General features: G+C 68.4%; 27 protein-coding genes. 15 read left to right on the top strand and 12 right to left on the bottom strand.

Features of this window, described 5'->3' with window-relative positions; genetic code table 11:
* Window position 1: 1 nt before the first annotated feature.
* On the bottom strand, window positions 2-892 hold the full coding sequence (lgt, locus tag MZTS_RS11895; RefSeq protein WP_192283994.1) for a prolipoprotein diacylglyceryl transferase: 891 nt from the start codon (window positions 890-892) through the stop codon (window positions 2-4).
* Between the two features lie 137 nt (window positions 893-1,029).
* Between lgt and MZTS_RS11890 the strand changes: the two genes are divergently transcribed.
* Entirely contained in the window at window positions 1,030-1,710 is a 681-nt protein-coding gene (locus MZTS_RS11890; RefSeq protein ID WP_192283993.1) for an MgtC/SapB family protein, read from the top strand.
* 103 nt (window positions 1,711-1,813) lie between these two features.
* Window positions 1,814-3,445: an alpha-D-glucose phosphate-specific phosphoglucomutase gene (locus tag MZTS_RS11885; protein WP_192284009.1), complete on the top strand. Its 1,632-nt coding sequence runs from the start codon at window positions 1,814-1,816 to the stop codon at window positions 3,443-3,445.
* A 100-nt stretch (window positions 3,446-3,545) separates the two neighbouring features.
* On the opposite strand, the gene MZTS_RS11880 is transcribed toward MZTS_RS11885, so the two are convergent.
* The gene (locus MZTS_RS11880) at window positions 3,546-4,205 is read right to left on the bottom strand and encodes a 3-oxoacid CoA-transferase subunit B (RefSeq protein ID WP_192283992.1); all 660 of its coding nucleotides are present in this window, start codon (window positions 4,203-4,205) and stop codon (window positions 3,546-3,548) included.
* A 21-nt stretch (window positions 4,206-4,226) separates the two neighbouring features.
* Entirely contained in the window at window positions 4,227-4,961 is a 735-nt protein-coding gene (locus MZTS_RS11875; protein ID WP_192283991.1) for a CoA transferase subunit A, read from the bottom strand.
* A 351-nt stretch (window positions 4,962-5,312) separates the two neighbouring features.
* Here MZTS_RS11875 and MZTS_RS11870 point away from each other — a divergent pair, with 351 nt between their 5' ends.
* Entirely contained in the window at window positions 5,313-7,205 is a 1,893-nt protein-coding gene (locus tag MZTS_RS11870; RefSeq protein WP_192283990.1) for an AsmA family protein, read from the top strand.
* A 13-nt stretch (window positions 7,206-7,218) separates the two neighbouring features.
* Here MZTS_RS11870 and MZTS_RS11865 read toward each other — a convergent pair whose 3' ends face one another.
* Window positions 7,219-8,490 (bottom strand): D-alanyl-D-alanine carboxypeptidase family protein, encoded by a 1,272-nt coding sequence (locus MZTS_RS11865; RefSeq protein ID WP_192283989.1) that lies wholly within the window; start codon window positions 8,488-8,490, stop codon window positions 7,219-7,221.
* A gap of 167 nt (window positions 8,491-8,657) precedes the next feature.
* On the opposite strand from MZTS_RS11865, the gene MZTS_RS11860 reads away from it, so the two are divergent.
* From MZTS_RS11860 to MZTS_RS11835, 6 genes are all read left to right on the top strand, one after another.
* Window positions 8,658-9,047 carry a hypothetical protein gene (locus MZTS_RS11860; RefSeq protein ID WP_246482090.1) on the top strand — a complete coding sequence of 130 codons (390 nt, stop codon included), beginning with the start codon at window positions 8,658-8,660 and terminating at the stop codon, window positions 9,045-9,047.
* Between the two features lie 94 nt (window positions 9,048-9,141).
* Window positions 9,142-10,296, top strand: a complete 1,155-nt coding sequence (rnd, locus tag MZTS_RS11855) for a ribonuclease D (RefSeq protein ID WP_192283988.1) — start codon at window positions 9,142-9,144, stop codon at window positions 10,294-10,296.
* 140 nt (window positions 10,297-10,436) lie between these two features.
* Window positions 10,437-10,724, top strand: coding sequence for a hypothetical protein (locus tag MZTS_RS11850; RefSeq protein ID WP_192283987.1), 288 nt, complete (start codon window positions 10,437-10,439; stop codon window positions 10,722-10,724).
* Between the two features lie 49 nt (window positions 10,725-10,773).
* Window positions 10,774-11,700: a DNA-3-methyladenine glycosylase family protein gene (locus MZTS_RS11845; RefSeq protein ID WP_192283986.1), complete on the top strand. Its 927-nt coding sequence runs from the start codon at window positions 10,774-10,776 to the stop codon at window positions 11,698-11,700.
* Window positions 11,697-12,134 (top strand): GNAT family N-acetyltransferase, encoded by a 438-nt coding sequence (locus MZTS_RS11840; RefSeq protein WP_192283985.1) that lies wholly within the window; start codon window positions 11,697-11,699, stop codon window positions 12,132-12,134. The genes MZTS_RS11845 and MZTS_RS11840 overlap by 4 nt, the downstream gene beginning before the upstream one ends.
* 55 nt (window positions 12,135-12,189) lie before the next feature.
* On the top strand, window positions 12,190-12,408 hold the full coding sequence (locus tag MZTS_RS11835; protein WP_009863188.1) for a hypothetical protein: 219 nt from the start codon (window positions 12,190-12,192) through the stop codon (window positions 12,406-12,408).
* A 99-nt stretch (window positions 12,409-12,507) separates the two neighbouring features.
* Here MZTS_RS11835 and MZTS_RS11830 read toward each other — a convergent pair whose 3' ends face one another.
* From MZTS_RS11830 to MZTS_RS11820, 3 genes are all read right to left on the bottom strand, one after another.
* On the bottom strand, window positions 12,508-13,422 hold the full coding sequence (locus MZTS_RS11830) for a metallophosphoesterase (protein ID WP_192283984.1): 915 nt from the start codon (window positions 13,420-13,422) through the stop codon (window positions 12,508-12,510).
* Window positions 13,423-13,459: 37 nt separating this feature from the next.
* The gene (locus MZTS_RS11825; RefSeq protein ID WP_192283983.1) at window positions 13,460-13,675 is read right to left on the bottom strand and encodes a hypothetical protein; all 216 of its coding nucleotides are present in this window, start codon (window positions 13,673-13,675) and stop codon (window positions 13,460-13,462) included.
* Window positions 13,676-14,001: 326 nt separating this feature from the next.
* A complete protein-coding gene (locus MZTS_RS11820) occupies window positions 14,002-15,393 on the bottom strand; it encodes an aminotransferase (protein ID WP_192283982.1) in 1,392 nt (463 codons plus the stop codon).
* A gap of 121 nt (window positions 15,394-15,514) precedes the next feature.
* Between MZTS_RS11820 and MZTS_RS11815 the strand changes: the two genes are divergently transcribed.
* The gene (locus MZTS_RS11815; protein ID WP_192284007.1) at window positions 15,515-16,054 is read left to right on the top strand and encodes a CxxCxxCC domain-containing protein; all 540 of its coding nucleotides are present in this window, start codon (window positions 15,515-15,517) and stop codon (window positions 16,052-16,054) included.
* A 12-nt stretch (window positions 16,055-16,066) separates the two neighbouring features.
* On the opposite strand, the gene MZTS_RS11810 is transcribed toward MZTS_RS11815, so the two are convergent.
* Both MZTS_RS11810 and MZTS_RS11805 read right to left on the bottom strand, forming a co-directional pair.
* On the bottom strand, window positions 16,067-16,426 hold the full coding sequence (locus tag MZTS_RS11810; RefSeq protein WP_009861344.1) for a hypothetical protein: 360 nt from the start codon (window positions 16,424-16,426) through the stop codon (window positions 16,067-16,069).
* A gap of 422 nt (window positions 16,427-16,848) precedes the next feature.
* The gene (locus tag MZTS_RS11805; RefSeq protein WP_192283981.1) at window positions 16,849-17,652 is read right to left on the bottom strand and encodes a response regulator; all 804 of its coding nucleotides are present in this window, start codon (window positions 17,650-17,652) and stop codon (window positions 16,849-16,851) included.
* A 178-nt stretch (window positions 17,653-17,830) separates the two neighbouring features.
* Between MZTS_RS11805 and MZTS_RS11800 the strand changes: the two genes are divergently transcribed.
* The gene (locus MZTS_RS11800) at window positions 17,831-18,046 is read left to right on the top strand and encodes a NepR family anti-sigma factor (RefSeq protein ID WP_009864287.1); all 216 of its coding nucleotides are present in this window, start codon (window positions 17,831-17,833) and stop codon (window positions 18,044-18,046) included.
* A 92-nt stretch (window positions 18,047-18,138) separates the two neighbouring features.
* Here MZTS_RS11800 and MZTS_RS11795 read toward each other — a convergent pair whose 3' ends face one another.
* A complete protein-coding gene (locus MZTS_RS11795) occupies window positions 18,139-18,315 on the bottom strand; it encodes a DUF1328 domain-containing protein (RefSeq protein ID WP_003599466.1) in 177 nt (58 codons plus the stop codon).
* Between the two features lie 232 nt (window positions 18,316-18,547).
* Between MZTS_RS11795 and MZTS_RS11790 the strand changes: the two genes are divergently transcribed.
* Both MZTS_RS11790 and MZTS_RS11785 read left to right on the top strand, forming a co-directional pair.
* Window positions 18,548-18,694: a hypothetical protein gene (locus MZTS_RS11790; RefSeq protein WP_192283980.1), complete on the top strand. Its 147-nt coding sequence runs from the start codon at window positions 18,548-18,550 to the stop codon at window positions 18,692-18,694.
* Between the two features lie 202 nt (window positions 18,695-18,896).
* A complete protein-coding gene (locus MZTS_RS11785) occupies window positions 18,897-19,832 on the top strand; it encodes an MBL fold metallo-hydrolase (RefSeq protein ID WP_192283979.1) in 936 nt (311 codons plus the stop codon).
* 25 nt (window positions 19,833-19,857) lie between these two features.
* Here the strand turns inward: MZTS_RS11785 and MZTS_RS11780 are convergent, their stop codons facing one another.
* Window positions 19,858-20,637, bottom strand: a complete 780-nt coding sequence (locus MZTS_RS11780) for a DUF1499 domain-containing protein (protein WP_192283978.1) — start codon at window positions 20,635-20,637, stop codon at window positions 19,858-19,860.
* A gap of 195 nt (window positions 20,638-20,832) precedes the next feature.
* On the opposite strand from MZTS_RS11780, the gene MZTS_RS11775 reads away from it, so the two are divergent.
* Window positions 20,833-21,306 carry a MarR family winged helix-turn-helix transcriptional regulator gene (locus tag MZTS_RS11775; RefSeq protein ID WP_009865764.1) on the top strand — a complete coding sequence of 158 codons (474 nt, stop codon included), beginning with the start codon at window positions 20,833-20,835 and terminating at the stop codon, window positions 21,304-21,306.
* A 185-nt stretch (window positions 21,307-21,491) separates the two neighbouring features.
* On the opposite strand, the gene MZTS_RS11770 is transcribed toward MZTS_RS11775, so the two are convergent.
* A complete protein-coding gene (locus MZTS_RS11770; RefSeq protein ID WP_041371474.1) occupies window positions 21,492-21,680 on the bottom strand; it encodes a con-10 family general stress protein in 189 nt (62 codons plus the stop codon).
* A 190-nt stretch (window positions 21,681-21,870) separates the two neighbouring features.
* Here MZTS_RS11770 and MZTS_RS24980 point away from each other — a divergent pair, with 190 nt between their 5' ends.
* Window positions 21,871-22,134 carry a hypothetical protein gene (locus MZTS_RS24980; protein WP_210329247.1) on the top strand — a complete coding sequence of 88 codons (264 nt, stop codon included), beginning with the start codon at window positions 21,871-21,873 and terminating at the stop codon, window positions 22,132-22,134.
* Window positions 22,135-22,157: the final 23 nt, after the last annotated feature.

Genomic DNA, 22,157 nt, shown 5'->3' with positions numbered 1-22,157 from the left:
GTCAGATCTGCCCGGCTTCCGCCTGGATCTCCGGTCCTGTCGGGCGGGGCCGCGTCACGCCGCGGGCAGCGAGGACGATGTAGACGATCCCCACCAGCGCCATCGGCACGCAGAGCAGCATGCCCATGGTGATCCCGCCCCCCAAGGCATCGACATTCTGGCCGAACAGGAAGCCGAGTTGCCGGTCGGGCTCGCGGAAGAACTCGCAGAAGGTCCGCGCGAGCGCATAGCCGAGCACGAAGATGCCGCCGAGCAGGCCCGGCTTGCGGAAGCCGAAGCGGCGCACGGCCAACGCCATGACGACGAACAGCAGTGCCCCCTCGGTGGCGGCCTCGAACAGCTGGCTCGGATAGCGCGGCACGTCGCCCCCGGTGGGAAAGACGATGGCGTAGGGGAAGTCCGGAGCCGCCCGGCCCCACAATTCGCCGTTCACGAAATTGGCGATGCGCCCGAAGAACAGGCCGATCGGCACCACCACCGCCGCGAGGTCGAGCAGGGTGTAGCCGTTGAGGCGCCGCGACCGGGCGAACAGCAGCATCGCCAGGACCGCACCGAGGAAGCCGCCATGGAACGACATGCCGCCGTTGCGGATCGCCAGGATCTCCAGGGGATGATCGAGATAGAGCGGCAGGTTGTAGAACAGCACGTAGCCGATCCGCCCGCCGAGCACGACGCCGAGGGCCACCCAGACGATCAGGTCGTCGATGTCGGTCAGGGTCGGGCGCTTAACCACCCCCCACAGCGAATCCGCCGCGACCAGAAGGCGGGCATAGAACCAGCCGCCGATCAGCCCCGCGATGTAGGATAGGGCGTACCACTTGATCTCGACCGGGCCGAGGGAAACCGCGACCGGATCGATGGCCGGGAAGGGCAGGGCGAGAAGCGGCGGCATCGACGGCCCATGGCGGCGTGTTCGAAATTCGCGCCGCATTGGACCCGCACGGCCCCGGAGGTCAAGAAGGCGGCTGCCCGTTGCGCAGGCCCCTCGGACAGGCGCAGTCTCGGCGGCGCAGATCGGCGGGAGGAGCGATGCTCGGCAACGGGGAGATGGTCGCGCGGCTGGTGCTGGCGGGCCTGATGGGCAGCGTGATCGGCTTCGAGCGGGAGCGCTTGCAATGGGCGGCGGGCCTGCGCACGCACATGCTGGTCTGCGTCGGCGCCTGCCTCGCCATGCTGGTCTCGGCCTTCGGCTTTTCCGACATGCTCGGGCACAAGGATGTGGTGCTCGATCCCTCCCGAGTCGCGGCGCAGGTCGTCTCGGGCATCGGTTTCCTCGGCGCCGGCACGATCCTCCTGCGGGGCGAGGTGGTGAAGGGGCTCACCACCGCGGCGAGCCTCTGGGCCGTGGCGGCGATCGGCCTCGCCATCGGAGGCGGCCTCTATGTGGCAGCCATCGCCGCCACCGTCATCGTCGTCGCCATCCTGGCGGGCGTGAAGCCGATCGAGGAAAGCTGGCGCGACCGGATGCAGAGCCGCGCGCTCCACCTCACGGTCAAGGCGGGCAGCCTCTCCATCGACACCCTGCAGGAGGTCACCGGCGAGCGGGCCTCGCGGGTACGCCAGTTCGTGGTGCGCCCGGGCGATAACGAGGGCCTGGAGGAAGTCACCATCGCCTTCGTTCGCCTGCCGCAGGCCAGCATCGACGCCGTCGCCGAACGCCTCAAGGGCAATCCGGCGGTGATCAAGGTCCGCACCGGCTCCGAGATGTGACGGCGGCGCCGGCCTGGGCGGAAATTCGCGCGGCCGCCCTATCCGATCCGGGAAACCGCGCTACGACGTGCCCACCACCATCTTCCACGAGAACGAGCGGACCATGGCCTCGAAGCGGGTTCCCACCAGCCCTTACCCGGACCAGAAGCCCGGCACCTCCGGCCTGCGCAAGAAGGTGCCGGTGTTCCGGCAACCCCACTACGTCCAGAACTTCGTGCAGGCGATCATCGACTGCATCCCGGATCACCGGGGCGCGACCCTGGTGATCGGCGGGGACGGGCGCTTCTTCAACAAGGAGGTGGCGCAGATCGCCCTGAAGATCGCCGCCGCCAACGGCTTCGGCCGGGTGCTGGTCGGCCGCGACGGGCTGCTCTCGACGCCCGCCGCCTCCTGCGTGATCCGCAAGCACAAGGCGGTCGGCGGCATCGTGCTCTCGGCGAGCCACAATCCCGGTGGGCCGCAGGGCGATTTCGGCATCAAGTTCAACGGCAGCAACGGCGGGCCGGCGCCGGAGAGCGTCACCACGGCGATCTACGAGCGCACCAAGGCGATCGGCGAGTACCGGATCTCGGACGCACCCGATCTCGATCTCGGCCAGATCGGCACCACCGTCATCGACGGGATGACGGTCGAGGTGATCGACCCGGTGGCCGATTACGCCGCGCTGATGCGCGAGCTGTTCGATTTCGACGCCCTCTCCAAACTGTTCGCCTCCGGCTTCCGCATGCGCTTCGATGCGCTCTCGGCGGTGACCGGTCCCTATGCCAAGGCGATCCTGGAGGGCGCGCTGGGCGCCGCCGAAGGCACGGTCGTCAACGGCGAGCCCCAGCCCGATTTCGGCGGCCACCACCCCGATCCGAACCCGGTCCATGCCCACGCGCTGTACGATCTGATGCTCGGGCCCGACGCGCCGGATTTCGGCGCCGCCTCCGACGGTGACGGCGACCGCAACATGATCGTGGCACCGGGCCTGTTCGTCACCCCGAGCGACAGCCTCGCGCTTCTCGCCGCCCACGCCCACCGGGCGCCGGGCTATGCCGGCGGGCTTGCGGGCGTCGCCCGCTCGATGCCGACGAGCCGGGCGGTCGACCGCGTCGCCGCCGCCCTCGGCATCGAAGCGTTCGAGACGCCGACCGGCTGGAAGTTCTTCGGCAACCTGCTGGATGCCGGCCGCATCACCCTGTGCGGCGAAGAGAGCGCCGGCACCGGCTCGAACCACGTTCGGGAGAAGGACGGGCTCTGGGCGGTGCTGCTCTGGCTCAACATCCTGGCGGCGACGGGCAAGCCGGCGCAGGATCTGGTGCGCGAGCATTGGTCGACCTACGGGCGCGACTACTACACCCGCCACGACTACGAGGAGATCGATGCCGGCGCCGCCAAGCGGCTGATGGATCGCCTGCGGGAGAAGATCGGCGCGTTGCCGGGCACCACCATCGGCGGCCTCACCGTCAAGGCGGCGGACGATTTCCGCTACGTCGATCCCGTCGACGGTTCGGTCACGGAAGCCCAGGGCGTGCGCGTCACCTTCGAGGAGGATGCGCGGATCGTCTACCGCCTCTCCGGCACCGGCACCGCCGGTGCGACCCTGCGCGTCTACATCGAGCGCTACGAATCCGCGCCCGACCGGCTGGAGCTGCCGGTGGCCGAGGTGCTCGGCCCGGTCGTCGCGGTGGCGCGGGAACTGGCGGATATCGAGGCGCTGACCGGCCGCGCGGAGCCGAGCGTCGTGACCTGAGGGGAGGGCGGTTCGGGCGGGGCCTCGAGGCCCCGCCCGAAAACTCTTCGGCGGGTGCGGCGACCCGGGCGAGACGTTTTCCGCCTCGCCCGCGGGCACCTCAGGTCAGCGCGACGGTGAACTCGCCCTCGGTCTTGCGGCGGATCTCGTCCTCGGTGACGCCGTCGGCGAGTTCGATCAGCGTCATGCCGCCATCGCCCTTCTTGTCGATGGTGAAGACGCCGAGATCGGTGATGACCATGTCCACCACCTGCGTCCCGGTGAGCGGCAGGTCACAGGCCTTCAGCAGCTTCGGGCTCTCGGAGCCGTCTTTGCCCTTGGCGACGTGCTCCATCACCACCACGACCTTCTTCACGCCGGCCACGAGGTCCATCGCCCCGCCCATCCCCTTGACCATCTTGCCGGGGATCATCCAGTTGGCGAGGTCGCCGTTCTGCGCCACCTGCATCGCACCGAGGATCGACAGGTCGATATGCCCGCCGCGGATCATTCCGAAGGAATCCGCCGAGGTGAAATAGCTCGTGGTCGGCAAGGCCGTGATGGTCTGCTTGCCGGCATTGATGAGATCGGGATCCTCCTCGCCCTCATAGGGGAAGGGGCCCATGCCGAGCATGCCGTTCTCGGATTGCAGCTGCACCGACATCCCCTCGGGAATGTAGTTCGACACCAGCGTCGGGATGCCGATGCCGAGATTCACGTAGAATCCGTCCTGCAGTTCCTTGGCAGCGCGCTCCGCCATCTGCTCGCGGGTCCAGGCCATTGTTCGCTCTCCCTCGCCTGATCAGATCTGGCCGCCGGCGGTCGCCGCGTCCGGAGCCTTGCGCGTGCGCACGGTGCGCTGCTCGATCCGCTTCTCGCGGTTCGGAACATGGATGATGCGGCCGATGAAGATGCCCGGCGTGTGGATGTGGTCGGGGTCGATCTCGCCCGGCTGAACCAGATGCTCGACCTGCGCGACCGTGACCTCGGCGGCGGTGGCCATCATCGGATTGAAGTTGCGCGCCGTCTTCCGGTAGACGAGGTTGCCTTCGGTATCGCCCTTCCAGGCGTGGACGATGGCGAGGTCGGCGACCAGCCCGCGCTCCATCACGTAGCTCTCGCCGTCGAACTCGCGCACCTCCTTGCCCTCGGCCACCAGGGTGCCGACGCCGGTCTTGGTGAAGAAGGCCGGGATGCCCGCCCCGCCGGCACGGATGCGCTCGGCCAGGGTGCCCTGCGGGTTGAACTCGATTTCCAGCTCGCCGCCGAGATACTGGCGGGCGAATTCCTTGTTCTCGCCGACATAGGACGAGATCATCTTCCGGATCTGCCGGGTCTCCAGCAGCTTGCCGAGGCCGACGCCGTCGATGCCCGCATTGTTGGAGATGACGGTCAGGTCCTTCACCCCCGAGGCCTGGATGGCGCCGATCAACTCGTCCGGGATGCCGCACAGGCCGAAGCCGCCGGCCATGATCGTCATGCCGTCGCGGAGGAGGCCGGCCAGCGCCGCCTGCGGATCCGGATAGACCTTCTTCATCGAAACCGTTCCTCCCTCGTCGTCTTCCGCCATGACAGCGCGGCCACGATTCGGCGTCTGGTCGCGCACCGGTCGACGGGGACCGGATGTGCAACGCGAGCGCGGCCTTCGTCAAACCGGTGACGCATTTGCGCGCGATGCAAAACGCGTGCGTCGTCACTCGTTCGGGGCCCGCTGGAACCGGGCCGATCTTCCCCGTGCCGGGCCGGAGGCTTCGCGCGATCCACCGCGTTGCGGGCCGAGAGAGGCCCGGTCGCAAGACAGGGGAAGCGGAACCGGCTAAGGACGGAAATGCGGTTCGCCACGGCGACGCGATCCGGCCCTGCCCGAGCGCCCCGCCTACGGAGAACAATGTCGCTGCGCCGCTTCCTTCCCGCCCTCGGACTCGGGCTGCTGGCGACCGGGCTGGTTGCCGCCTGCCTGCCTTGGTCGATCGAGGCACCCGGAGCGGCCCGCTTCGTCAGCCGAGGCCTGCAGCAGAGCTGGGGCGTGGCGCTGGCCGCCGGGGGGCGCACCGAAATCGTGCTGTTGCCCCTGCCTCGGATCGTGTTCAACGATATCCGCCTGACCGAGGGTGAGGCCGACGGGCCGGTCCTCGCCTCGGGCGGCAGCCTGTCGTTGCAGCTCGACCTTGCCGCCTTCCTGACCGGCCGTGTCGAGGTCGATTCCCTTACCCTCGACGGGGCCGAGGTGATGCTGCCGCACGCGGCGGGGGACAGCCGCTGGACCGGCGCGACCGAGCATCTGACGCAGCGTATCGCCGGGGAGGGCGGTGACCGGTTCCGGCGGATCATCCTGACCCATTGCGCGGTGACGGGCCGCGACCCGCGCGACGGCACGATCCAGAGCGTGCGCAATGTCGATCTGACGATCTCCTGGCCGATCTGGAGCGAGAGCTTGGCCGTCACCGGAGGCGCGACCTGGAACGGCATGAGCACCCGGCTCACTGTCGCAGGCCTGCACCCGCACGCGCTCCTGTCCGGCAGCGTGAGCCCGTTCACCGCCGCCCTGTCCTGGCCCTCGGGATCGCTCGTCGCGGAGGGCAGCGGCAGCCTGCGCGAGGGCTTCAAGGCCTGGGGCACCGGCAATCTGCAGATCCGCTCCCTGCCCAAGACCCTGGCGTTGACCGGCGGCGATCTCGCCTTCTCGCCCTTCGTCGAGGATCTTTCGGTGGAAGGCAATTTCGAGGCTGCCTCCGACCAGATCCTGTTCCCGAACGTTACCGTACGCACCGGCGGCAACTTGCTGGAGGGGGCGGGATCCGCCGCCTTCGGGCCTGGGCGCAACACGGTCCAGGCGACGCTCGCCGCCGAGAGCCTGAACCTCTCGCCGCTCCTTGGCGACCTGCTGCGCTTGGCGGACCTCGGCGGACCGTCCGACGAGGCAGACCGGACAACGCGCTCCCTGGACCTGCGCTCGCTCACCGGCGGGGATCTCGATCTGCGCATCTCCGCCGGCAGCGCCCGGATCGGCCCTGTCCAGCTGGCCGACCTCGCCTCCAGCATCCTGGTGCGGGAAGGCGGCATCGAGGCCTCCCTCGGCCGTGCCGCCGTTCAGGGCGGCGTGGTCAAGGGACGTGTGACTCTGTCGGCCGACGAGGACGAGGCGGTGCTGACCCGCGTCAAAGCCCAGGGCAGCTTCGACGGGCTCGATCTCGGCGCCCTGCTGATCGAGCTCGGACAATATCGCTGGATGCTCGGCGCCACCCGCGGCAGCTTCGCCCTGGAGGGTGCCGGTCGGGACGTCGAATCCCTGACCCGCTCGGTGGCCGGCCGGGTCGCGCTTGCGAGCGAGGACGGCGCCATCGCCGGGCTCGACCTCGCCGACGTGATCCATCGCGGCGGGAGCATGGCGCCGGGGGCGCTGGCGCGGCGCAACGGCCGCACGCCGTTCGAGCGGGCGAAGATATCCCTGCTCTTCGCCGACGGCGTCGGAGAAATCGTCGAGGGCTCGCTCGCCTCCCGCAGCCTCAGCGCCTCGCTGCACGGGCGCATCAACTTGGCCGATCGCCGCTTCCAGGCCCGGGCGGAGCTGCTCTCGCGCGCCACCGCATCGGCGGACGGCGCAGCGCCCTCCGCCACCCTGTTCGAGATCGGCGGCCCGTGGGACGCGGTCAGCGTCCGCACCGGCACCCAGACGCAGGCGGAGGCCAACGACGCGCCGCAAGCCGCCGGACCGTTCCGGCGCCAGGGGGCCGACCTGCCCCTCGGCATCCGCGCCTACGTCCCGGCCCCGGCCCCTTAAGGCCGAGCCGGCGTCAGGAATTGCCGCTCGCAGCGCCGGCGGTGGAAGTTCCGTTGGAGCCGGCATTACCGGATCCGGTCCCGCCCTTGGCCTTCTCGAAGGCGCGGCGGATCAGATCGGTGCCGACTTCCAGGGCCGCGTCCATCGCCCGCTGCGAGAGGGTGCCCGCGGCAACGGTCTCCCCGGCATAGAGCGGCTGCTCCAGAGCGATATTGTCGCCGCGTGTGACGCGCAGGCGCGCCACTTCGCGCCCCTGCTCGACGGGGGCGACGACCGGGCCCTGATAGACGACCTTGGCGCTGATCCGGTCCGAGGCGCCGCGCGGCAGGAGCAGGCGCACCGGCTTGTTGGCCACCACCGGCACCGACCCCTTCTCGCCGCCGAAGACAGAGACCTCCGCCACCGTCTCGTTGGCGGTGAAGACTTGGCGCGGCTCGAAGGCGCGGAACCCCCATTCCATCAGCTTGCGGGCCTCCGCCGCGCGGTCACGGGCGGTTTTCAGGCCGGAGACGACCATGATCAGCCGCTGGCCGTTCTGCACCGCAGAGCCGGTCAGGGCGTAGCCCGATTCCTCAAGGTAGCCGGTCTTGAGGCCATCGGCGCCGATATCGAGGGTGAGGAGCGGATTGCGGTTCTGCTGCTTGATCTTGTTCCAAGTGAACTCGCGCTCGGAATAGATCTTGTAGAATTCGGGGTAAGTGTCGATCAGGTACTGAGCGATCCGCGCCATGTCGCGGGCAGTCACCTTCTGGTCGGGCGCCGAGTAGCCGGTGGCGTTGCGGAAGGTGGAACGGGTCAGCCCGATTTCCTTGGCCCGCTGGTTCATCATGCCGGCAAAGGCTTCCTCGGTGCCGGCCATGTTCTCGGCGATGGTGATCGCCGCGTCGTTGCCCGATTGGACGATCAGGCCGCGCAGAAGATCCGAGAGCTTGATGCGGCTGTTGACCTGCGCGAACATCGAGGAACCGCCGCCCCCGGCGCCGCCGCGGCGCCACGCATCCTCGGTCACCGTGAATTCGGAATCGAGGGAGAGGCGTCCTTCCTTGATCGCGCGAAACACGATCTCCGCCGTCATCAGCTTGGCCATGCTGGCGGGCGAGAACGGTTCGTCGGCCGCCTTCTCGAACAGAACCGAGCCGGATTCGGCATCGATCAGGATCGCGTGCACGGCCGCCGTCTGAAAGATCTGGGCCCGCGCCTCGCTTGGCCGGAGAACAAGGCCGAACAGCACGGCCAGCATTGCCGGAACGGCCAGAAAGGCCGCTCGAAACCGTCGCCCACGCATCGTCGCCTCTCCGGGTTTCCGCTTGCCGCCCGTCCGCGTCAAGCGTGACCTTAGTGCGGATACAATGCGATTTCGAACGCAAAGTTCGTTTCTCCAACGCGTCACGACCGCACTGGCAGAGATCGCGGCCGCTTGTGGAAAACCGGGGCAAACCCCATATCAAGTCCATGGATTTTCGAGACTTTTACCCTATCGAAGAGCGCTCGCCCCACCCGCGCCGTCGGTCCGGCGGGGAGCTCGTCGAGGCGGCGCGCGGCGCGTGGCGGATCCTGCCCCTCGAAGGAACGTTCGAGGTCGTCTACGAGGATGCCCGCGGAGCGTGGACGACCCGCATTCTCGATGCCCGCGAGCTGAAGCTCGGCCCCGGCCGCACGCTGCTCGGCGGCACGGACCGGGCGCATGGCCTCTATCGCGGCCTGCGGGCCGACCGCATCCGGCGGCTGACCGAGCCGTCCTCCGGCACGCGGATCGAGACCGGCATCCTCGACTGGCTGCTCACCCGCGCGGAAGCGCAGCGGCGGGCCCGTCGCGGCCGCACGCCGCGCCGGGCCGCCTGAATCCCGCAAGTTTTCTCATTTCTTCGCAATCGCGTGGGGACAATCGGCCCGTCATCGTCTCGCGATAGCGCGCGACCTTCGGTATAGCCGGTTCATGGAACTGATCTCCGAAACGCAGGCCCTGTCCGACGCCTGTGCCCGTCTCGCCGCGCAATCCTTCGTCACCGTCGATACGGAGTTCATGCGCGAGACGACCTATTATCCGAAGCTCTGCCTGATCCAGATGGCCGGGCCGGACGGCTTCGCCTGCTTGGTCGATCCGTTGGCGAAGGGCCTCGACCTCAAGCCGTTCCTCGACCTGATGGCGGATGAGAGCACCGTAAAGGTGTTCCACTCGGCCCGTCAGGACCTGGAGATCATCTGGCTGCTGGGCGGTCTGCTGCCGCATCCGTTCTTCGACACCCAGGTCGCCGCCATGGTCTGCGGCTACGGCGACTCGGTGTCCTACGAACAGCTCGTGAACGATGTCGCCAAGGCGCGGATCGACAAATCCTCGCGCTTCACCGACTGGTCGCGCCGCCCGCTCTCCGACGCGCAGCTCGCCTACGCCCTCTCCGACGTCACCCATCTCGTGACCATCTATCAGGTGCTGGCGGCGGAACTGGTGCGCACCGATCGCGGCCTCTGGCTCGACGAGGAGATGGCGGTCCTCACCTCGCCGGAAACCTATCAGGCGGATCCGGCCCTCGCTTGGCGCCGCCTCTCGGGGCGGATGCGCAAGCCGCGGGAGATCGCGGTGCTGATGGAGGTCGCCGGTTGGCGAGAGGCGGAGGCGCAGAGCCGGAACGTGCCGAGAGGGCGGATCCTCAAGGACGAGGCGGTGATCGACATCGCCACCGCAGCCCCTCGCAGCGTCGAGGCGCTGGGACGCCTGCGCACCATCCCCGCCGGTTTCGAGCGTTCCCGCACGGGAGCGGAAATCCTGGCGGCGGTGGAGCGGGGCTTCGTCCGTGATCTGTCGCAGATCGCGGTGCCCGAGCGCAGCCGCACCCGGGGGGGTGGCAACGGGGCCTTGGTCGATCTCCTCAAGGTACTCCTCAAGGCCGTGGCGGAGGCGGAGGGAGTCGCGCCCAAGATCATCGCCACCGTGGACGATCTGGAAGCTTTGGCTGACGACGACGAGGCCGATGTGCCGGTGCTGCAGGGCTGGCGCCGCAGCCTGTTCGGCGACAAGGCGCTCGCTCTCAAGCACGGCCGCATGGCGCTCTCGGTGGAGCGCGGGCGGGTGACGGTCCGCACCCTGGCCTGACAAGCACCCCTTCGGTGCATGGGAAAGACGGGCTTTCTCGGCCTCGGACCCTTGGCGGCGGAGCGACGGCGGCGTAATCCGGGAACAAGTGGCAATCACATTGCCTTTCGTTCCCGGCGCCCCGTGTTCTGACCCGCTGCATGTTCGAGCCGAACGAAGTTCTCCAAGTGCTGAGCGGTCGCGGCGCCCTGTCTGCCGAGGGGATCGAGCCGGTCAAAGTCCGCTACAAGGTCAAGATCGAGCGCCGGGACGGCAGCATCCTGGCCCGCGGCAGCGTGACCGGCAGCCGCGCCGCCCTGCACCCGCTCTGGCTCACGCCGGATTCGACGCTGCAGCTCAAGGACGGGAGGCAGCTCGCGGTCTCGCTGACCGATCTCGTGGGCGATACCGCCGAGTTCGAGAGCACCGAGCCGGTTGCCATGGGCTGACACCCGCCCGAAACTGGTGCGGTTCGCCTCTCGCGCTTCCTCACGATCGATGTCCGTCCTTCCATCGCCCGCGCCCCGAGCGGATCGCGCGAGCCACGTCCTTCCCTACCGCCCGCCCTATGATTGGGCCCATCTCGAACGGTTTCTCGCCGACCATGCGAGCCCCGGGGTCGAGGCAGTCACGCCCGGCCGCTATGCCCGCAGCTTCGCCCTTGCCGGACGGCGCGGCACGCTCGCCGTCACACCGGCGGCGGACGGGTTGTCGGTTGCCGTTCGGTGTTCCGACGGTGAGGGAGTCCCCAAGGAACTTCTGGCCCGGCTTCGCGCGATGTTCGACCTCGATGCCGACCCGGCGGCCATCGCGCGGGGGCTCGCCCGCGACCCTCTGATCGCCGGTCTCGTCGCGCGCCGGCCGGGCCTGCGGATACCGGGGGCCTTCGATCCGTTCGAGCTCGCGGTGCGCGCCATCCTCGGCCAACAGGTCTCGGTCGCCGCCGCGACCCGGCTCGCGGGGCGGCTGGTATCCGCCTTCGGCACCCCGCTGACGCCGGACGAGCGCGGCGGCGAGCCCGGCCTGACGCACCTCTTTCCGGCGCCGGAACAGTTGGTGGAAGCGGAGGTCTCGCTGGTCCTCAACATGCCCCGTGCCCGCGGCCGGGCGATCCAGGGACTCGCCGCCGCGATGCGCGCGACGCCCGATCTGTTCGATCCCCGCCGGGATCTGGACGAGACCGTTTCCCGGCTGAAGGATCTGCCGGGCATCGGCGACTGGACCGCGCATTACGTCGCCATGCGCGTGCTGGCGCAGGCCGATGCCCTGCCGGCGGGGGATGTCGGCCTGATGCGGGCCCTCGATGACGGCAGCGGACGGCCGAGCCGCCTCGCCCTTCTCGAACGCTCGGCGGCGTGGCGACCCTGGCGGGCTTACGCGGCCATCCATCTCTGGGCCGAGGACGCCGCACGGAGGACACCATGACGATCCGCGATCCCGTCACCGCCGACGAGGCCGGGTGGCATCGCCTTTGGGCCGGCTATCTCGCCTTCTATGGCGAGGCTCTACCGGAAGCCGTCACGGCGGAGACGTGGCGCCGCATCCTCGACCCCGCCTCGGCGGTCTTCGCCCGGCTTGCCGAACGCGACGGCGCGCTGGTCGGCATGACGGTCAATGTCCTGCACGAGGGCACCTGGACCACGGCGCCGACCTGCTATCTCGAAGACCTGTTCGTCGCGCCGGAGGCGCGGGGCGCTGGGATCGGCCGGGCGCTGATCGACGACCTGATCGCGCTCGGCCGCATCCGCGGCTGGTCGCGGCTCTACTGGCACACCAGGATCGACAACGCGGCAGCCCGGCGGCTTTACGAATCCTTTGCCCCGGCCGACGGTTTCTGCCGCTACCGCCTCACCCTGTGAGCGTTAACCGCTCGTTTACCATGATCGCCTCACGGTCCGGCCCGGAGAGAGAGCCATGAACCGACGAGTCGGCCGTAGTTTCGATATCCTCAGCGAGGCGCAACTCGTAGCCGGGCGCACCGCCGCCCGCCGGGTTGCCCCGAAAGCCCTGGCGCAGGCTCCGGGCCCGCGGCCGATCGCCGATCTGCTCGATACGATCCAGCACGTCGCCGAAGCCGCCACCGGGGAGCGCAGCTTCCTGCATGTCGGCTCGCCCGTCTCACGGAAGGGCTGACGCGACGCGGGGCCCATCATCCTCGCCCCCATCCGGGGATGCCGCAGCAAACCAGAAGAGGTGCACTGGGCGCATCCTTCCGTGCGACAGCGATGGCCCTCACGCGCTGGCCGCCCCCTCGCCCAGCTCGATCAGCACGATCTCCGGGGGCACCCCGAAGCGCACGCCGACCCCGCTGACGCCGAGGCCGCCGGAGACGATCAGGTGGCGCCCCTCCTCGACCACGTGGCCGTAGGCGAAGCGCTGGCCGAAGCGGGAGGGCAGCATCGGTGAGTAGCCCAGCACCCGGATCTGACCGCCATGGGTATGGCCCGAGAGGGTAAGGGAGACGCGCCGCGGCACCTTCACGAAGATGTCTGGCTCATGCGCCATGAGGAGGACCGGTGCGTCGTCGGTGACCTGAGCCAGGGTCGCCGGGATATCGGCGAGGCTGCGGCGGATGCCGAGCGGCAGGAACGGCTCCTGATCGGCCAGCCCCGCCACCCAGAACGGATGGCCCTCATGGGTGAGCCGCAGGGCGTCGTTTTCCAGAACCGGGATACCCCGCGCCTCTAGCAGGCGGCGAATCTCGACCGGGCCCTTACCCGCCCGCATCGCCTCGCGGTCGTCCCACCAATCGTGGTTGCCGAGGGCGGCGTAGGTGCCGAGCGGTGCGTGCAGACCCTCGGCAACCCTGGCGAAATCGGAGAGGGGCACCGGCTTCCAGGTCACCTTCCGCCCGGCCGGGTAATCGCCGAGCAGGAGGATCAGATCAGGGGCGAGGGCATTCGTCGCCGCCACGATCTCGGCCACCCGGTCGAGCGGCATGTAGGGCTCGCAGACATGGATGTCGGAGAGCACGGCGATCCGCAGGCGTAACCCTGGGGTCCATCCCGGCGGGACCAGGGCATAACGCGTCAGCGCGAGCCGAAACCTGGGTTCGATGACGAAGGCGTAGGCGCCGCTCGAACCAAGGCCCAAAGCCGTGGCGCTGAGCCCGCCGAGAACCTGCCTGCGGGTCGGGAGAATGAGCATGCCGCCAGAGCCTACGCGCCGGCAGCCGCGTCAAGCCTCAATCGACGGGCTCGTCCTCGTGGATGATGCGGTGGGCGTTCCGGGCTTCCGCCTTGGCGCGAGCGGCCTTTACGGCGGCGCTGTTGACGTGAACGGCGGCGGCGAGGGCCGGAAGGGCGACGGGGCGGAAATTCTCGCGATCCTCGGCCACGGTCACACGGGCGGTGCTGCCCGGTTCTGCCGCGAAGGTCGAGGTTCGGCTGGGGGCGTACATGATTCCTGTCCTGTCTTGTCGTCGGGAAGGCCGGGTCTCGGCCGCTGCGGTCGATCTCATGCCCCGCGTGAGGCGGGGGTGGCTCTTCGATACGTCCTTGATGGCAGGATTACGAAGATACCGTCCCCTCTTTGATCGATCCGTTGACATGAACGGAAGCTTAAAGCCGCGCCGAAGCCTGATTTTCGAGCAAGCCGACAAACCGGGCAGGAGCACGCTGTGTCTTCCATGACTCGATAGTGCGGCGCGGCGACTTCTTCTCGCAATGCACTCCATCGATCTAAGCCGGAAGACCTAGCGTTACTCCGTTGTGCCCGGCTGCACGCTCACGGGGCCGGTACGGCCCGCAGGCCTTGCTGTGCGATCCACGCTGCCGTCCGGTCGAGGGCGCGTGTCAGGCGCTCGAACAGGGTGTCGATCTCCTCCGGCGCGATCACGAGCGGGGGGCAGACGGCGATGCGGTCTCCGGCCAGGAAGCGCACGATCAGGCCTTCGTCCTGGGCGAAGGCGACGCAGCGCGCCGCCACGCCGGCCTTCGGGTCGAATTGCTGCTTCGAGGCCTTGTCGGCCACGATCTCGATGCCGCCGATCAGTCCCAGGCCCCGCGCCTCGCCGACCAGCGGATGATCGCCCAGCCCCGCGAGCGCCGCCTGGAAACGCGGTGCCTTCTCCGCCGCCCGCTCGACGATGCGGTCGCGGCGATAGATCCGGAGCGCGCGATTGGCGACGGCGCAGGCGACGGGATGCCCGGAATAGGTGGTGCCGTGGCCGAAGCCGCCGAGCTTGACGCTCTCGTCGAGCATCGCCCGATAGAGCGGCTCGTCGATGCTGATGCCGCCGAGCGGCAGGTAGCCGGAGGTCAGGGCCTTGGCGAAGGAGAGGGTGTGGGGCTTCATGCCCACCGCCTCGCTGCCGAACCATGTGCCGAGCCGGCCGAAGCCGCAGATCACCTCGTCGGCGATCAGGCGCACGTCGTAGCGGTCGAGCACCGCCTGGATCGCGGGGAAGTAGCCCGCCGGGGGCACGATGGCACCGCCGGCCCCCATCACCGGCTCGACGAAGAAGGCGGCGACGGTGTCGGGATCCTCGGCCAGGATCTGCGCCTCGAGTTCGGCGGCGAGGCGGGCGGAGAAGGCCTCTTCGCTCTCGCCGGGCTCGGCCCCGCGGTAATGGTGCGGGCAGGCGGCGTGCAGGAAGCCGTCGATCGGCAGATCCCAATCGGTGTGGTTGGCGGGGAGGCCGGTGAGGGAGGCGGTCGCCACCGTAACGCCGTGATAGCCCTTGCGACGGCCGATGATCTTCTTCTTGCGTGGGCGGCCGAGCGCATTGTTCATGTACCAGACGAGCTTGATCTGCGCGTCGTTGGCTTCCGAGCCCGAGGAGGTGAAGAAGATCTTCGAGGTCGGGACCGGCATCAGCTCCTTGAGCGTCTCGGCGAGTTCAATCGCCGGATCGTGGCTGCGGCCGGAGAACAGGTGGGCGAAGGACAGCTTGCCCATCTGCTCGGCGGCGGCCTCGACCAATTCCTCGTTGCCATAGCCGAGGGCGGTGCACCACAGCCCGGCCATGCCTTCGAGATAGGGGCGCCCATCCGTATCGTAGACCCAGACGCCGTGCCCCCGCTCCAGCACCAAGGGACCGGTGTCCCGGAAGGCCGCGAGATTGGTGTAGGGGTGGATCAGGGTCTCGACGTCGCGGGCGGCGATGTTCGACAACATGATGCGGGGCAGCCGACAAGGTCGCCGACGGGAACGCGCCGGCAGCACCGCCACACTAACGACCGCAACGGGCCTCAGGAAGGCGTTGCCCGCTCCTCGCGAAAAGACCCCAAGCCCGCCGATGCTCGACCCCGCCGCCATCGTCGCAACGCCGGCCCCGGGCCGGGCCTGCGGGCCGTGCACGCTCTGCTGCAAGGTTTACGAGGTGCCGGCGGTCGAAAGTCCGGCCGGGCTCTGGTGCCGGCATGTGCGCTCAGGCGGCGGCTGCGGCATCCATGCCGAGCGGCCCGACCATTGCCGGGCATTTCATTGTCTCTGGATGACGGAAAGCTGGATCGGCCCGGAATGGCGGCCGGATCGGGCGAAGATGGTGTTGAGCCTCGACCCCGTGACGCGTTTCCTCAATGTCCAGGTCGACCCCGGCCAAGCGAGCAGCTGGAAACGAGCGCCCTATCACGACCAGCTCCGGCGCTGGGCCGCCGCCTCCCTGCCGCTGCGGCGCTATGTGCTGGTCCATGTCGGCACGACCACCACCGTCGTCCTGCCGGATCGCGACGTGCCGCTCGGAACCTTCGGTCCCGGCGACAGGCTCGTCGCCCGAGAGCGTATGGGTCCGGCGGGACCAACGGCCGATGTGGAGAAGGTCTCTCAGACGGTCTGAAGACCGGCATCCTCAGGCCATGCAGCGGCCGGGGACCATGCGGCGAGCCTCGGGCCCGGCGAGCGAGCTGATCGGCGTTTCACAGCCCTCGCGGGTGAGGCGCCGGGGCTTCACCGGCATCTCCTCCTGCGCCGATCGCATCGGCGTCTGCTCCGTACGCGGGGCCGAGCGCGGCGCGGTCGCAACGTGGACCGGGCTGAGGGCGGTGGAATAGGGGCGCATTCCCGGCAGGGCGGCGGGCGCCTCGTAGGCGATGCGGGGAGCGGCAGGAGCCGCCATGGCGTCGGCTTCCTGGCGGATCGCCGGAAGCAGAAGCAGGGTCAGGATCGCAGCGGGGCCACTCACACCGAGGATGAAGCCAGGCCGAAGCATCTTTGCGATCTCCGAATGGAGCTTGACAGGTTGTCATCACAACGCCGTTTTCGGATCTTCGGTTCCTTCACTGTCCCGCTTCGGATCAATTCAGTATTCCTCGCGGAGATGACGCTTTCACTCTCACGCGGGCGACACCCAGGGAGTCGGCAGCCCCGTTGCAGAAAAGCACCTGTGGATGGAAAAGGTGCATTCCGAAGCCGGATTAAGGAACCGACCCGACCCACATTCGTTGACTGATCACCCGGCCACTTCTGGTCCTCCCCGCATTCCCCTTGTGCATCGGCCGGAACCTTTCGACGGGTCGGACAATGATCCGGCCCGTTTTTTCGTGCGCGGCAACCCCTTATCCGATGGGCCAGAAAAAAGGCGCCGGCCTCGATGGCCGGCGCCTTTCCTCTTGAAACCGATGGAACGTCGGATCAGGCGGTGCGCGCCTCGCGGCGGCGGGCGCTCTGCTGGAAGAACAGCGCTTGGCTGATGACCGCCGAGACGTTGGCCGGCTGAAACGGCTTGGCGATGAGGAAGGCCGGCTCGGGCCGCTCGCCGGTGAGGAAGCGCTCGGGATAGGCGGTGATGAAAATCACCGGCACCTCGAAGGTCTTGAGCAGATCGTTGACCGCATCGAGGCCGGACGACCCGTCGGCGAGCTGGATATCGGCCAGGATCAGGCCGGGACGCTTGCTCTCGGAGGCGATCTTGACCGCCTCGGTGCGGGTGCGCGCCACACCGATGACGTTGTGACCGAGGCCTTCGACGAGCGCCTCCAGATCCATGGCGATCAGCGGCTCGTCCTCGATGATGAGGATCTCGGTGGCCATGTCGGCGGCGAGCTCGCGGCCGGCTTCGTCCACGAGGTCACGCACCTTGGCGACATCGACATCGAGGATGACGCCGGCATCCTCCTCGGAAAAACCTTCGAGGCAGGAAAGCAGGAACGCTTGACGCGGCAGCGGGGTGATCTGTCCGAGACGCACCTCGGCCGGGAGGTCGTGCTGCACTTGGTCGCTGTGGCCGTTCACCGAGAGCGAATTCCAGATGCGGGTGAACACACGGAAGAGGTCGGCCTTGACGTTGGTGCTGCGGCCAAGGGTCTCAGGTTCATTGACCAGCGTTTCGAGCGTGGCCGCAACATAGGCGTCGCCCGCCACCTGACTGCCCGTGAGCGCACGCGCGTAACGGCGCAGGTATGGCAGGTGCTGCACGACCAGTTGTGCTGTGGACATGAGTTCCCCTGAGCCTCTTCGCTCTTCGTTATCGATGCGCCCCTAACGCGGGGAGTTCGACGTGCGTTCCTGGCACCTGCGGAACCGAAACCGCATGGCAGCGTTCCTGCTGCAGCCATGACTCATGTCAAGCCGCAAGACAATCACGGCGGATGTGGCGCCAAGGGGATCGTAAGGCATGAACGAAGACGAGCCGGCCGGCGCGTTCCCGCTTGGGAACCGGCCCTCTCGGGCGCATGGCGACCATGGATTGAACGATCAGACGCAGCGGCGCATCGGCAACCATCTGCGCGCGCTCTACGATTCCGTCGTGCAGCAGCCGATTCCCGACCGGTTTCGGGATTTGATCGCACGCCTCGACGACAGTAGCCCCCCGATCGACGATCAAGCTTGAAACCGGCGCTGGCCGGTTCGGCACACACTCTGCGTCCTGTCGAAACGATGTGAGCCGCTCCCGGCTTGGGGGCGGCTCTTTGTCGATGCCGGTTACAAGGTCGGCGAACGGCCGCGCATCAGGCCGATCACGGCCGAGATCGCGAACAGGACGATCGCGACGAAGAACACGAGCTTGGCCGCTTCCATCGCCGTGCCGGCAATGCCGCCGAAGCCCAGCAGGGCCGCGACGAGGGCAACCACCAGGAACGTAACAGCCCAACCGAGCATGCCGAATATCCTTCCAAAAACTGGCGCGGCACGTGCCGCGGCCTTTCGGGATCAATAACGCCAAGTTATCGGATTGGGTTCCTCTTCAGAGGGCTTCGAGACCAAGACTTCAAACGATATTCTCGTCCAAAAGCGAGGGCGAGCGTCCGGGTTCGGAACCGACTGGCAAAATCGGCCGTTCGTCCCCATCTCATCCTCAACGCTTGACTGAGATACCAAGGAGGCGTCCGGCGTGCCTGCACAGAAGAAGCCTGAAGCCTTCGGCACCACCGTCGCCAAGGCGGCCCTTGCCGCCGCCGCGCGGCTCGTTTCGGCCCTCACGCCGCAGCCGGTGCTGCAGCCCATTCCCGTGCGCGTCAAGTCGGGCCGCCGCCGCTGAGGCGGCGGTCTTCCACTTCACACGCCGACCCGCCGAGCGCCGTCCGTCAGGACGGCGCTTTTTCTTGATGCCTTGAGGGTATGGCGCCGATCGATGGGAACCGGCTGTATTCCCGTTCCGGGCATGACAGGGACCACTCACCGAGTTGGAGAAACCGCCAGGCTGTCGTAGGCGGACGGCGTCCTTTCCGTACGAAGTCGTCATGACGAGTGAATCCGCCGCGGACGCGCAGGCCACCCCTCCCGGTTTCGAGAACAGCATGCCCGCTGCGGGGCTGATGGAGACACTGAGTCCGCTCGTGCGGCGGCGGATCTGCTTCAATGGCGGCCCCTTCACCGCCAGCGGCACCTGCAGCTATGTCGTCGGTCGCGGCCGGGTCGCGGTGATCGATCCGGGCCCGGCGGATGCCGAGCATATCGACGCCCTCCTGGCCGACCTCGACGGCGAGCGGATCGCGGCGATCGTCGTCACCCATACTCATCGCGACCATTCCCCCGGCGCCCGGCTGCTCCAGGCGCGCACGGGGGCGCCGATCGTCGGCTGCGGCCCGCATCGGGCAGCCCGGCAACTCGCCGAGAACGAACTGCCCATCCTCGACGCCAGCGCCGACCGTGAGCACCGGCCCGACCGGGAATTGCCGGACGGCGAGAGCGTGAGCGGTGACGGTTGGACTTTGAGCGCCGTGGCCACCCCCGGTCACACCATGAACCATCTCGCCTTCGCCCTGCCGGAAGAGAACGTGCTGTTTTCCGGCGATCACGTGATGGCGTGGTCCACCTCCATCGTCGCCCCGCCGGACGGATCGATGCGCGCCTACATGGACTCCCTGGACCGTCTGCGCGAGCGGGGCGAGACGCTCTACTGGCCCGGTCATGGCGGGCCCGTGCGCGATCCGCGCCGCTTCGTGCGCGGTCTGGTGGCCCATCGTCGCCAGCGCGAGGCGGCGATCCGCGCCCGCCTCGCGGCGGGAGACCGCGACATCCGCACCATCGTCCGCGCGATCTATCAGGGCCTCGCACCGAATCTGCTGGGCGCGGCGGCCCTGTCGGTCTTCGCCCATCTCGAGGATCTGGTGGAGCGCGGTGCCGCCGTGACCGATGGGCCGCCCCTGCTCGACGGGGAGTACCGCCCGGCGTGATACCGGCGGGGAAACCGCGACGCTTCTATTTGAGCGCGATGGCGAGGTTGGCGACCTCGTCGAGATAGGAGCGGATCCGGTCGGCATTGTCGCCGAAATCCCGGCCGCCGATCCGCGAGGCCGAGCGGACGTCGATGCGTGCGCCGTCGGCTCGCGGATGGACCCGCACGGTGATGTCGGCCGGCAGGTTCAGGATCCGGGTGCGGGCCACCGCCTCGATCCGGCCATTGCCGATCCGCCCGCCGGGGCGGATCGCCTCGACGATCTGCCACTTGCGATTCACCGCCGCCTTGCGGGCCAGCTCGAAGGCTTCGTCGGCCCCGATATCGAGCGTCAGCGGTGCGATCTGCGGATAGGCGGCGCGCTGAGCCTCCCGTGCCGAGGGCCCGGGATCCGGCGGGTAGCGCCCCTCCCGCGCCGCGAAGGCGAGGCGCGAGCGCGAAAAGGCCGGCGGCCGCTCGGTATCGGTGGTGACATCGGTGAGCGCCGGCAGCCTCACCCCCTTGAGCGCGGCATAAGCCGGATAGGCGAGGACGAGGCTTGCCAGAAACAGGCCTCCCAACGCCGCGCCGAGGCCACCCGCCCCCTCTCGCCAGACACGGATCATCGCGAACAGCGCGAAGGCAAGCGCGATCAAGGAGAGGGCGATCCCGCTGCCGAGCACCGCCAGGGCCGGCACCGCCTCCGCCGAGGGGCTGCGCACGATCAGCACCGCCATGGCAGTGACGATGAGGGAGAACACGGCGAGCGTCCGCGCGTAGCGGCCGGCCCGCGTCACGGGTTCGTCGAGAAGCTGACGGCGCATGGACCCGCAGAGGAAGAGGAAAGCCGAGCGAAGGGTTTACAGGTGAGAGCCAGCGGGCGCCACTCGGCCGCTCGCGGCAACACCCCGATCATCGTCGCGACAGGTTGGCGCGATGACAAAACGGCGGTGAAAGCCTGGGAAGCGAGGCCGGACCCGATGCCCCGGCCACACTGCTCTGCTAAGAGCTGGAGGGACATGGACGAGAGTCAAGCCCGCCCCGATCCGAGTGTCGAGCCCACCGATCCCCTGCGGGTGTGGTTCCGGTTCATCCGCCTCAGCCGGCGTGTCACCGCCGCCGTTGCGGCGGAACTGCGCGATCTCGGCCTATCGATCCCGCAATTCGATGTCCTCTCGACCCTGAGTGAGCGCGAGGGGCTGACGCAGCAGGAACTGGCCGCCCGCCTCTACGTCACCAAGGGCAATGTCTCCGGGCTGGTCGATCGCTTGGTGGAAGCCGGGCTGGTCGAGCGGCGCGCGATCCCCGGCGATCGCCGCTCGCACGCCCTGCATCTGACGCCGGAGGGAAAGGTGCTTGCCACACGAGGCATCGCTGCGCAGGCCGACTACGTCGCGCGCACGCTCGGGCAGCTCGACGCAAAGGATCTTCGCGCCTTCGAAGATCTCGTAGTGAAATGGCGCGAACTCGCGCGCTCCGACGCGGCGTCATAGAATCGTCCGATGTGCGATATCACGATCGGCCGGAAATCACGCGCTTGATCTATACATCGGATGCGGCACGCGGCCGCATGGGAGGACAGACATCCGCGACGTCCACCCGTCCAGAAATATGATTCTTCGATGAGGAGGCCGGGCGGTCGAGCGCGGGGGCCGCGCCCGGTACCGCCACGGCCGGGTCAGGCCTCGCCGGTCCGTCCGGTCGACTGACCGCCCTTGCGCCCGGCGGACGAGGCCAGCTCGCGATCCTGCGAGAACGAACGCTTCTCAGCCGGAACCGAACGGCCACCCTTACTGGCGATCTCGCGCTGCCGCTCGATATTCATCGAGGCGAAACCTCGCTTCGAAGTCGAATTACCAGATGCCATCAGTGCCTCCTCAGGCTTTCTCTGCACACCCTCCTCAACCTTCAGCGCTCTCAATTGTTCCTTGGCCGTATCAACTGCAGCACGCAGGAAACCCCTTTGCAGCCCGGGCGTTAGCAGCCCTGAGACAAGGATTTGCGCAGACTTGTGAACAGGCTTCCACAGGCCCGATCACATCCGAGAGGAGCCGGACATGACCAACCGAAATATGGTGAAGCAGTCGCTTCTGGCCAAGTCCCTTGCCGAGTCTCCTGCCGAGTCCCCCGCTCACGCAGGCACCGCCGGACTGCCCGAACCCAACCGGACGAAGCTGCCGCCGATGCCGGCGCCCGAGGGCAGCTCGTCGCCGGTGACCTTGGAGGATCCGATCGACTCGCCACAGCCCAACAACAGCGCCAAGCGCGCGGCTCCGGGCCCGGACAGGATCGGCCTGTCGACCCGTCGAGACGTGCAATGATAAGTGAGCTATGCGGGAGATTG

It is taken from the genome of Methylorubrum zatmanii, assembly GCF_014845115.1.
Lineage (GTDB): Bacteria > Pseudomonadota > Alphaproteobacteria > Rhizobiales > Beijerinckiaceae > Methylobacterium > Methylobacterium zatmanii.
Note: the sequence above shows the minus strand (reverse complement) of the source record. Positions and strands in the feature narration are given on the sequence as shown.

Bases quoted from the DNA above. Each gene is read 5' to 3' on its own strand.
- lgt (WP_192283994.1), bottom strand. From the start codon at position 892: ATGCCGCCGCTTCTCGCCCTGCCCTTCCCGGCCATCGATCCGGTCGCG.
- MZTS_RS11890 (WP_192283993.1), top strand. From the start codon at position 1,030: ATGCTCGGCAACGGGGAGATGGTCGCGCGGCTGGTGCTGGCGGGCCTG.
- MZTS_RS11885 (WP_192284009.1), top strand. From the start codon at position 1,814: ATGGCCTCGAAGCGGGTTCCCACCAGCCCTTACCCGGACCAGAAGCCC.
- MZTS_RS11880 (WP_192283992.1), bottom strand. From the start codon at position 4,205: ATGGCCTGGACCCGCGAGCAGATGGCGGAGCGCGCTGCCAAGGAACTG.
- MZTS_RS11875 (WP_192283991.1), bottom strand. From the start codon at position 4,961: ATGAAGAAGGTCTATCCGGATCCGCAGGCGGCGCTGGCCGGCCTCCTC.
- MZTS_RS11870 (WP_192283990.1), top strand. From the start codon at position 5,313: ATGTCGCTGCGCCGCTTCCTTCCCGCCCTCGGACTCGGGCTGCTGGCG.
- MZTS_RS11865 (WP_192283989.1), bottom strand. From the start codon at position 8,490: ATGCGTGGGCGACGGTTTCGAGCGGCCTTTCTGGCCGTTCCGGCAATG.
- MZTS_RS11860 (WP_246482090.1), top strand. From the start codon at position 8,658: ATGGATTTTCGAGACTTTTACCCTATCGAAGAGCGCTCGCCCCACCCG.
- rnd (WP_192283988.1), top strand. From the start codon at position 9,142: ATGGAACTGATCTCCGAAACGCAGGCCCTGTCCGACGCCTGTGCCCGT.
- MZTS_RS11850 (WP_192283987.1), top strand. From the start codon at position 10,437: ATGTTCGAGCCGAACGAAGTTCTCCAAGTGCTGAGCGGTCGCGGCGCC.
- MZTS_RS11845 (WP_192283986.1), top strand. From the start codon at position 10,774: ATGTCCGTCCTTCCATCGCCCGCGCCCCGAGCGGATCGCGCGAGCCAC.
- MZTS_RS11840 (WP_192283985.1), top strand. From the start codon at position 11,697: ATGACGATCCGCGATCCCGTCACCGCCGACGAGGCCGGGTGGCATCGC.
- MZTS_RS11835 (WP_009863188.1), top strand. From the start codon at position 12,190: ATGAACCGACGAGTCGGCCGTAGTTTCGATATCCTCAGCGAGGCGCAA.
- MZTS_RS11830 (WP_192283984.1), bottom strand. From the start codon at position 13,422: ATGCTCATTCTCCCGACCCGCAGGCAGGTTCTCGGCGGGCTCAGCGCC.
- MZTS_RS11825 (WP_192283983.1), bottom strand. From the start codon at position 13,675: ATGTACGCCCCCAGCCGAACCTCGACCTTCGCGGCAGAACCGGGCAGC.
- MZTS_RS11820 (WP_192283982.1), bottom strand. From the start codon at position 15,393: ATGTTGTCGAACATCGCCGCCCGCGACGTCGAGACCCTGATCCACCCC.
- MZTS_RS11815 (WP_192284007.1), top strand. From the start codon at position 15,515: ATGCTCGACCCCGCCGCCATCGTCGCAACGCCGGCCCCGGGCCGGGCC.
- MZTS_RS11810 (WP_009861344.1), bottom strand. From the start codon at position 16,426: ATGCTTCGGCCTGGCTTCATCCTCGGTGTGAGTGGCCCCGCTGCGATC.
- MZTS_RS11805 (WP_192283981.1), bottom strand. From the start codon at position 17,652: ATGTCCACAGCACAACTGGTCGTGCAGCACCTGCCATACCTGCGCCGT.
- MZTS_RS11800 (WP_009864287.1), top strand. From the start codon at position 17,831: ATGAACGAAGACGAGCCGGCCGGCGCGTTCCCGCTTGGGAACCGGCCC.
- MZTS_RS11795 (WP_003599466.1), bottom strand. From the start codon at position 18,315: ATGCTCGGTTGGGCTGTTACGTTCCTGGTGGTTGCCCTCGTCGCGGCC.
- MZTS_RS11785 (WP_192283979.1), top strand. From the start codon at position 18,897: ATGACGAGTGAATCCGCCGCGGACGCGCAGGCCACCCCTCCCGGTTTC.
- MZTS_RS11780 (WP_192283978.1), bottom strand. From the start codon at position 20,637: ATGCGCCGTCAGCTTCTCGACGAACCCGTGACGCGGGCCGGCCGCTAC.
- MZTS_RS11775 (WP_009865764.1), top strand. From the start codon at position 20,833: ATGGACGAGAGTCAAGCCCGCCCCGATCCGAGTGTCGAGCCCACCGAT.
- MZTS_RS11770 (WP_041371474.1), bottom strand. From the start codon at position 21,680: ATGGCATCTGGTAATTCGACTTCGAAGCGAGGTTTCGCCTCGATGAAT.
- MZTS_RS24980 (WP_210329247.1), top strand. From the start codon at position 21,871: ATGACCAACCGAAATATGGTGAAGCAGTCGCTTCTGGCCAAGTCCCTT.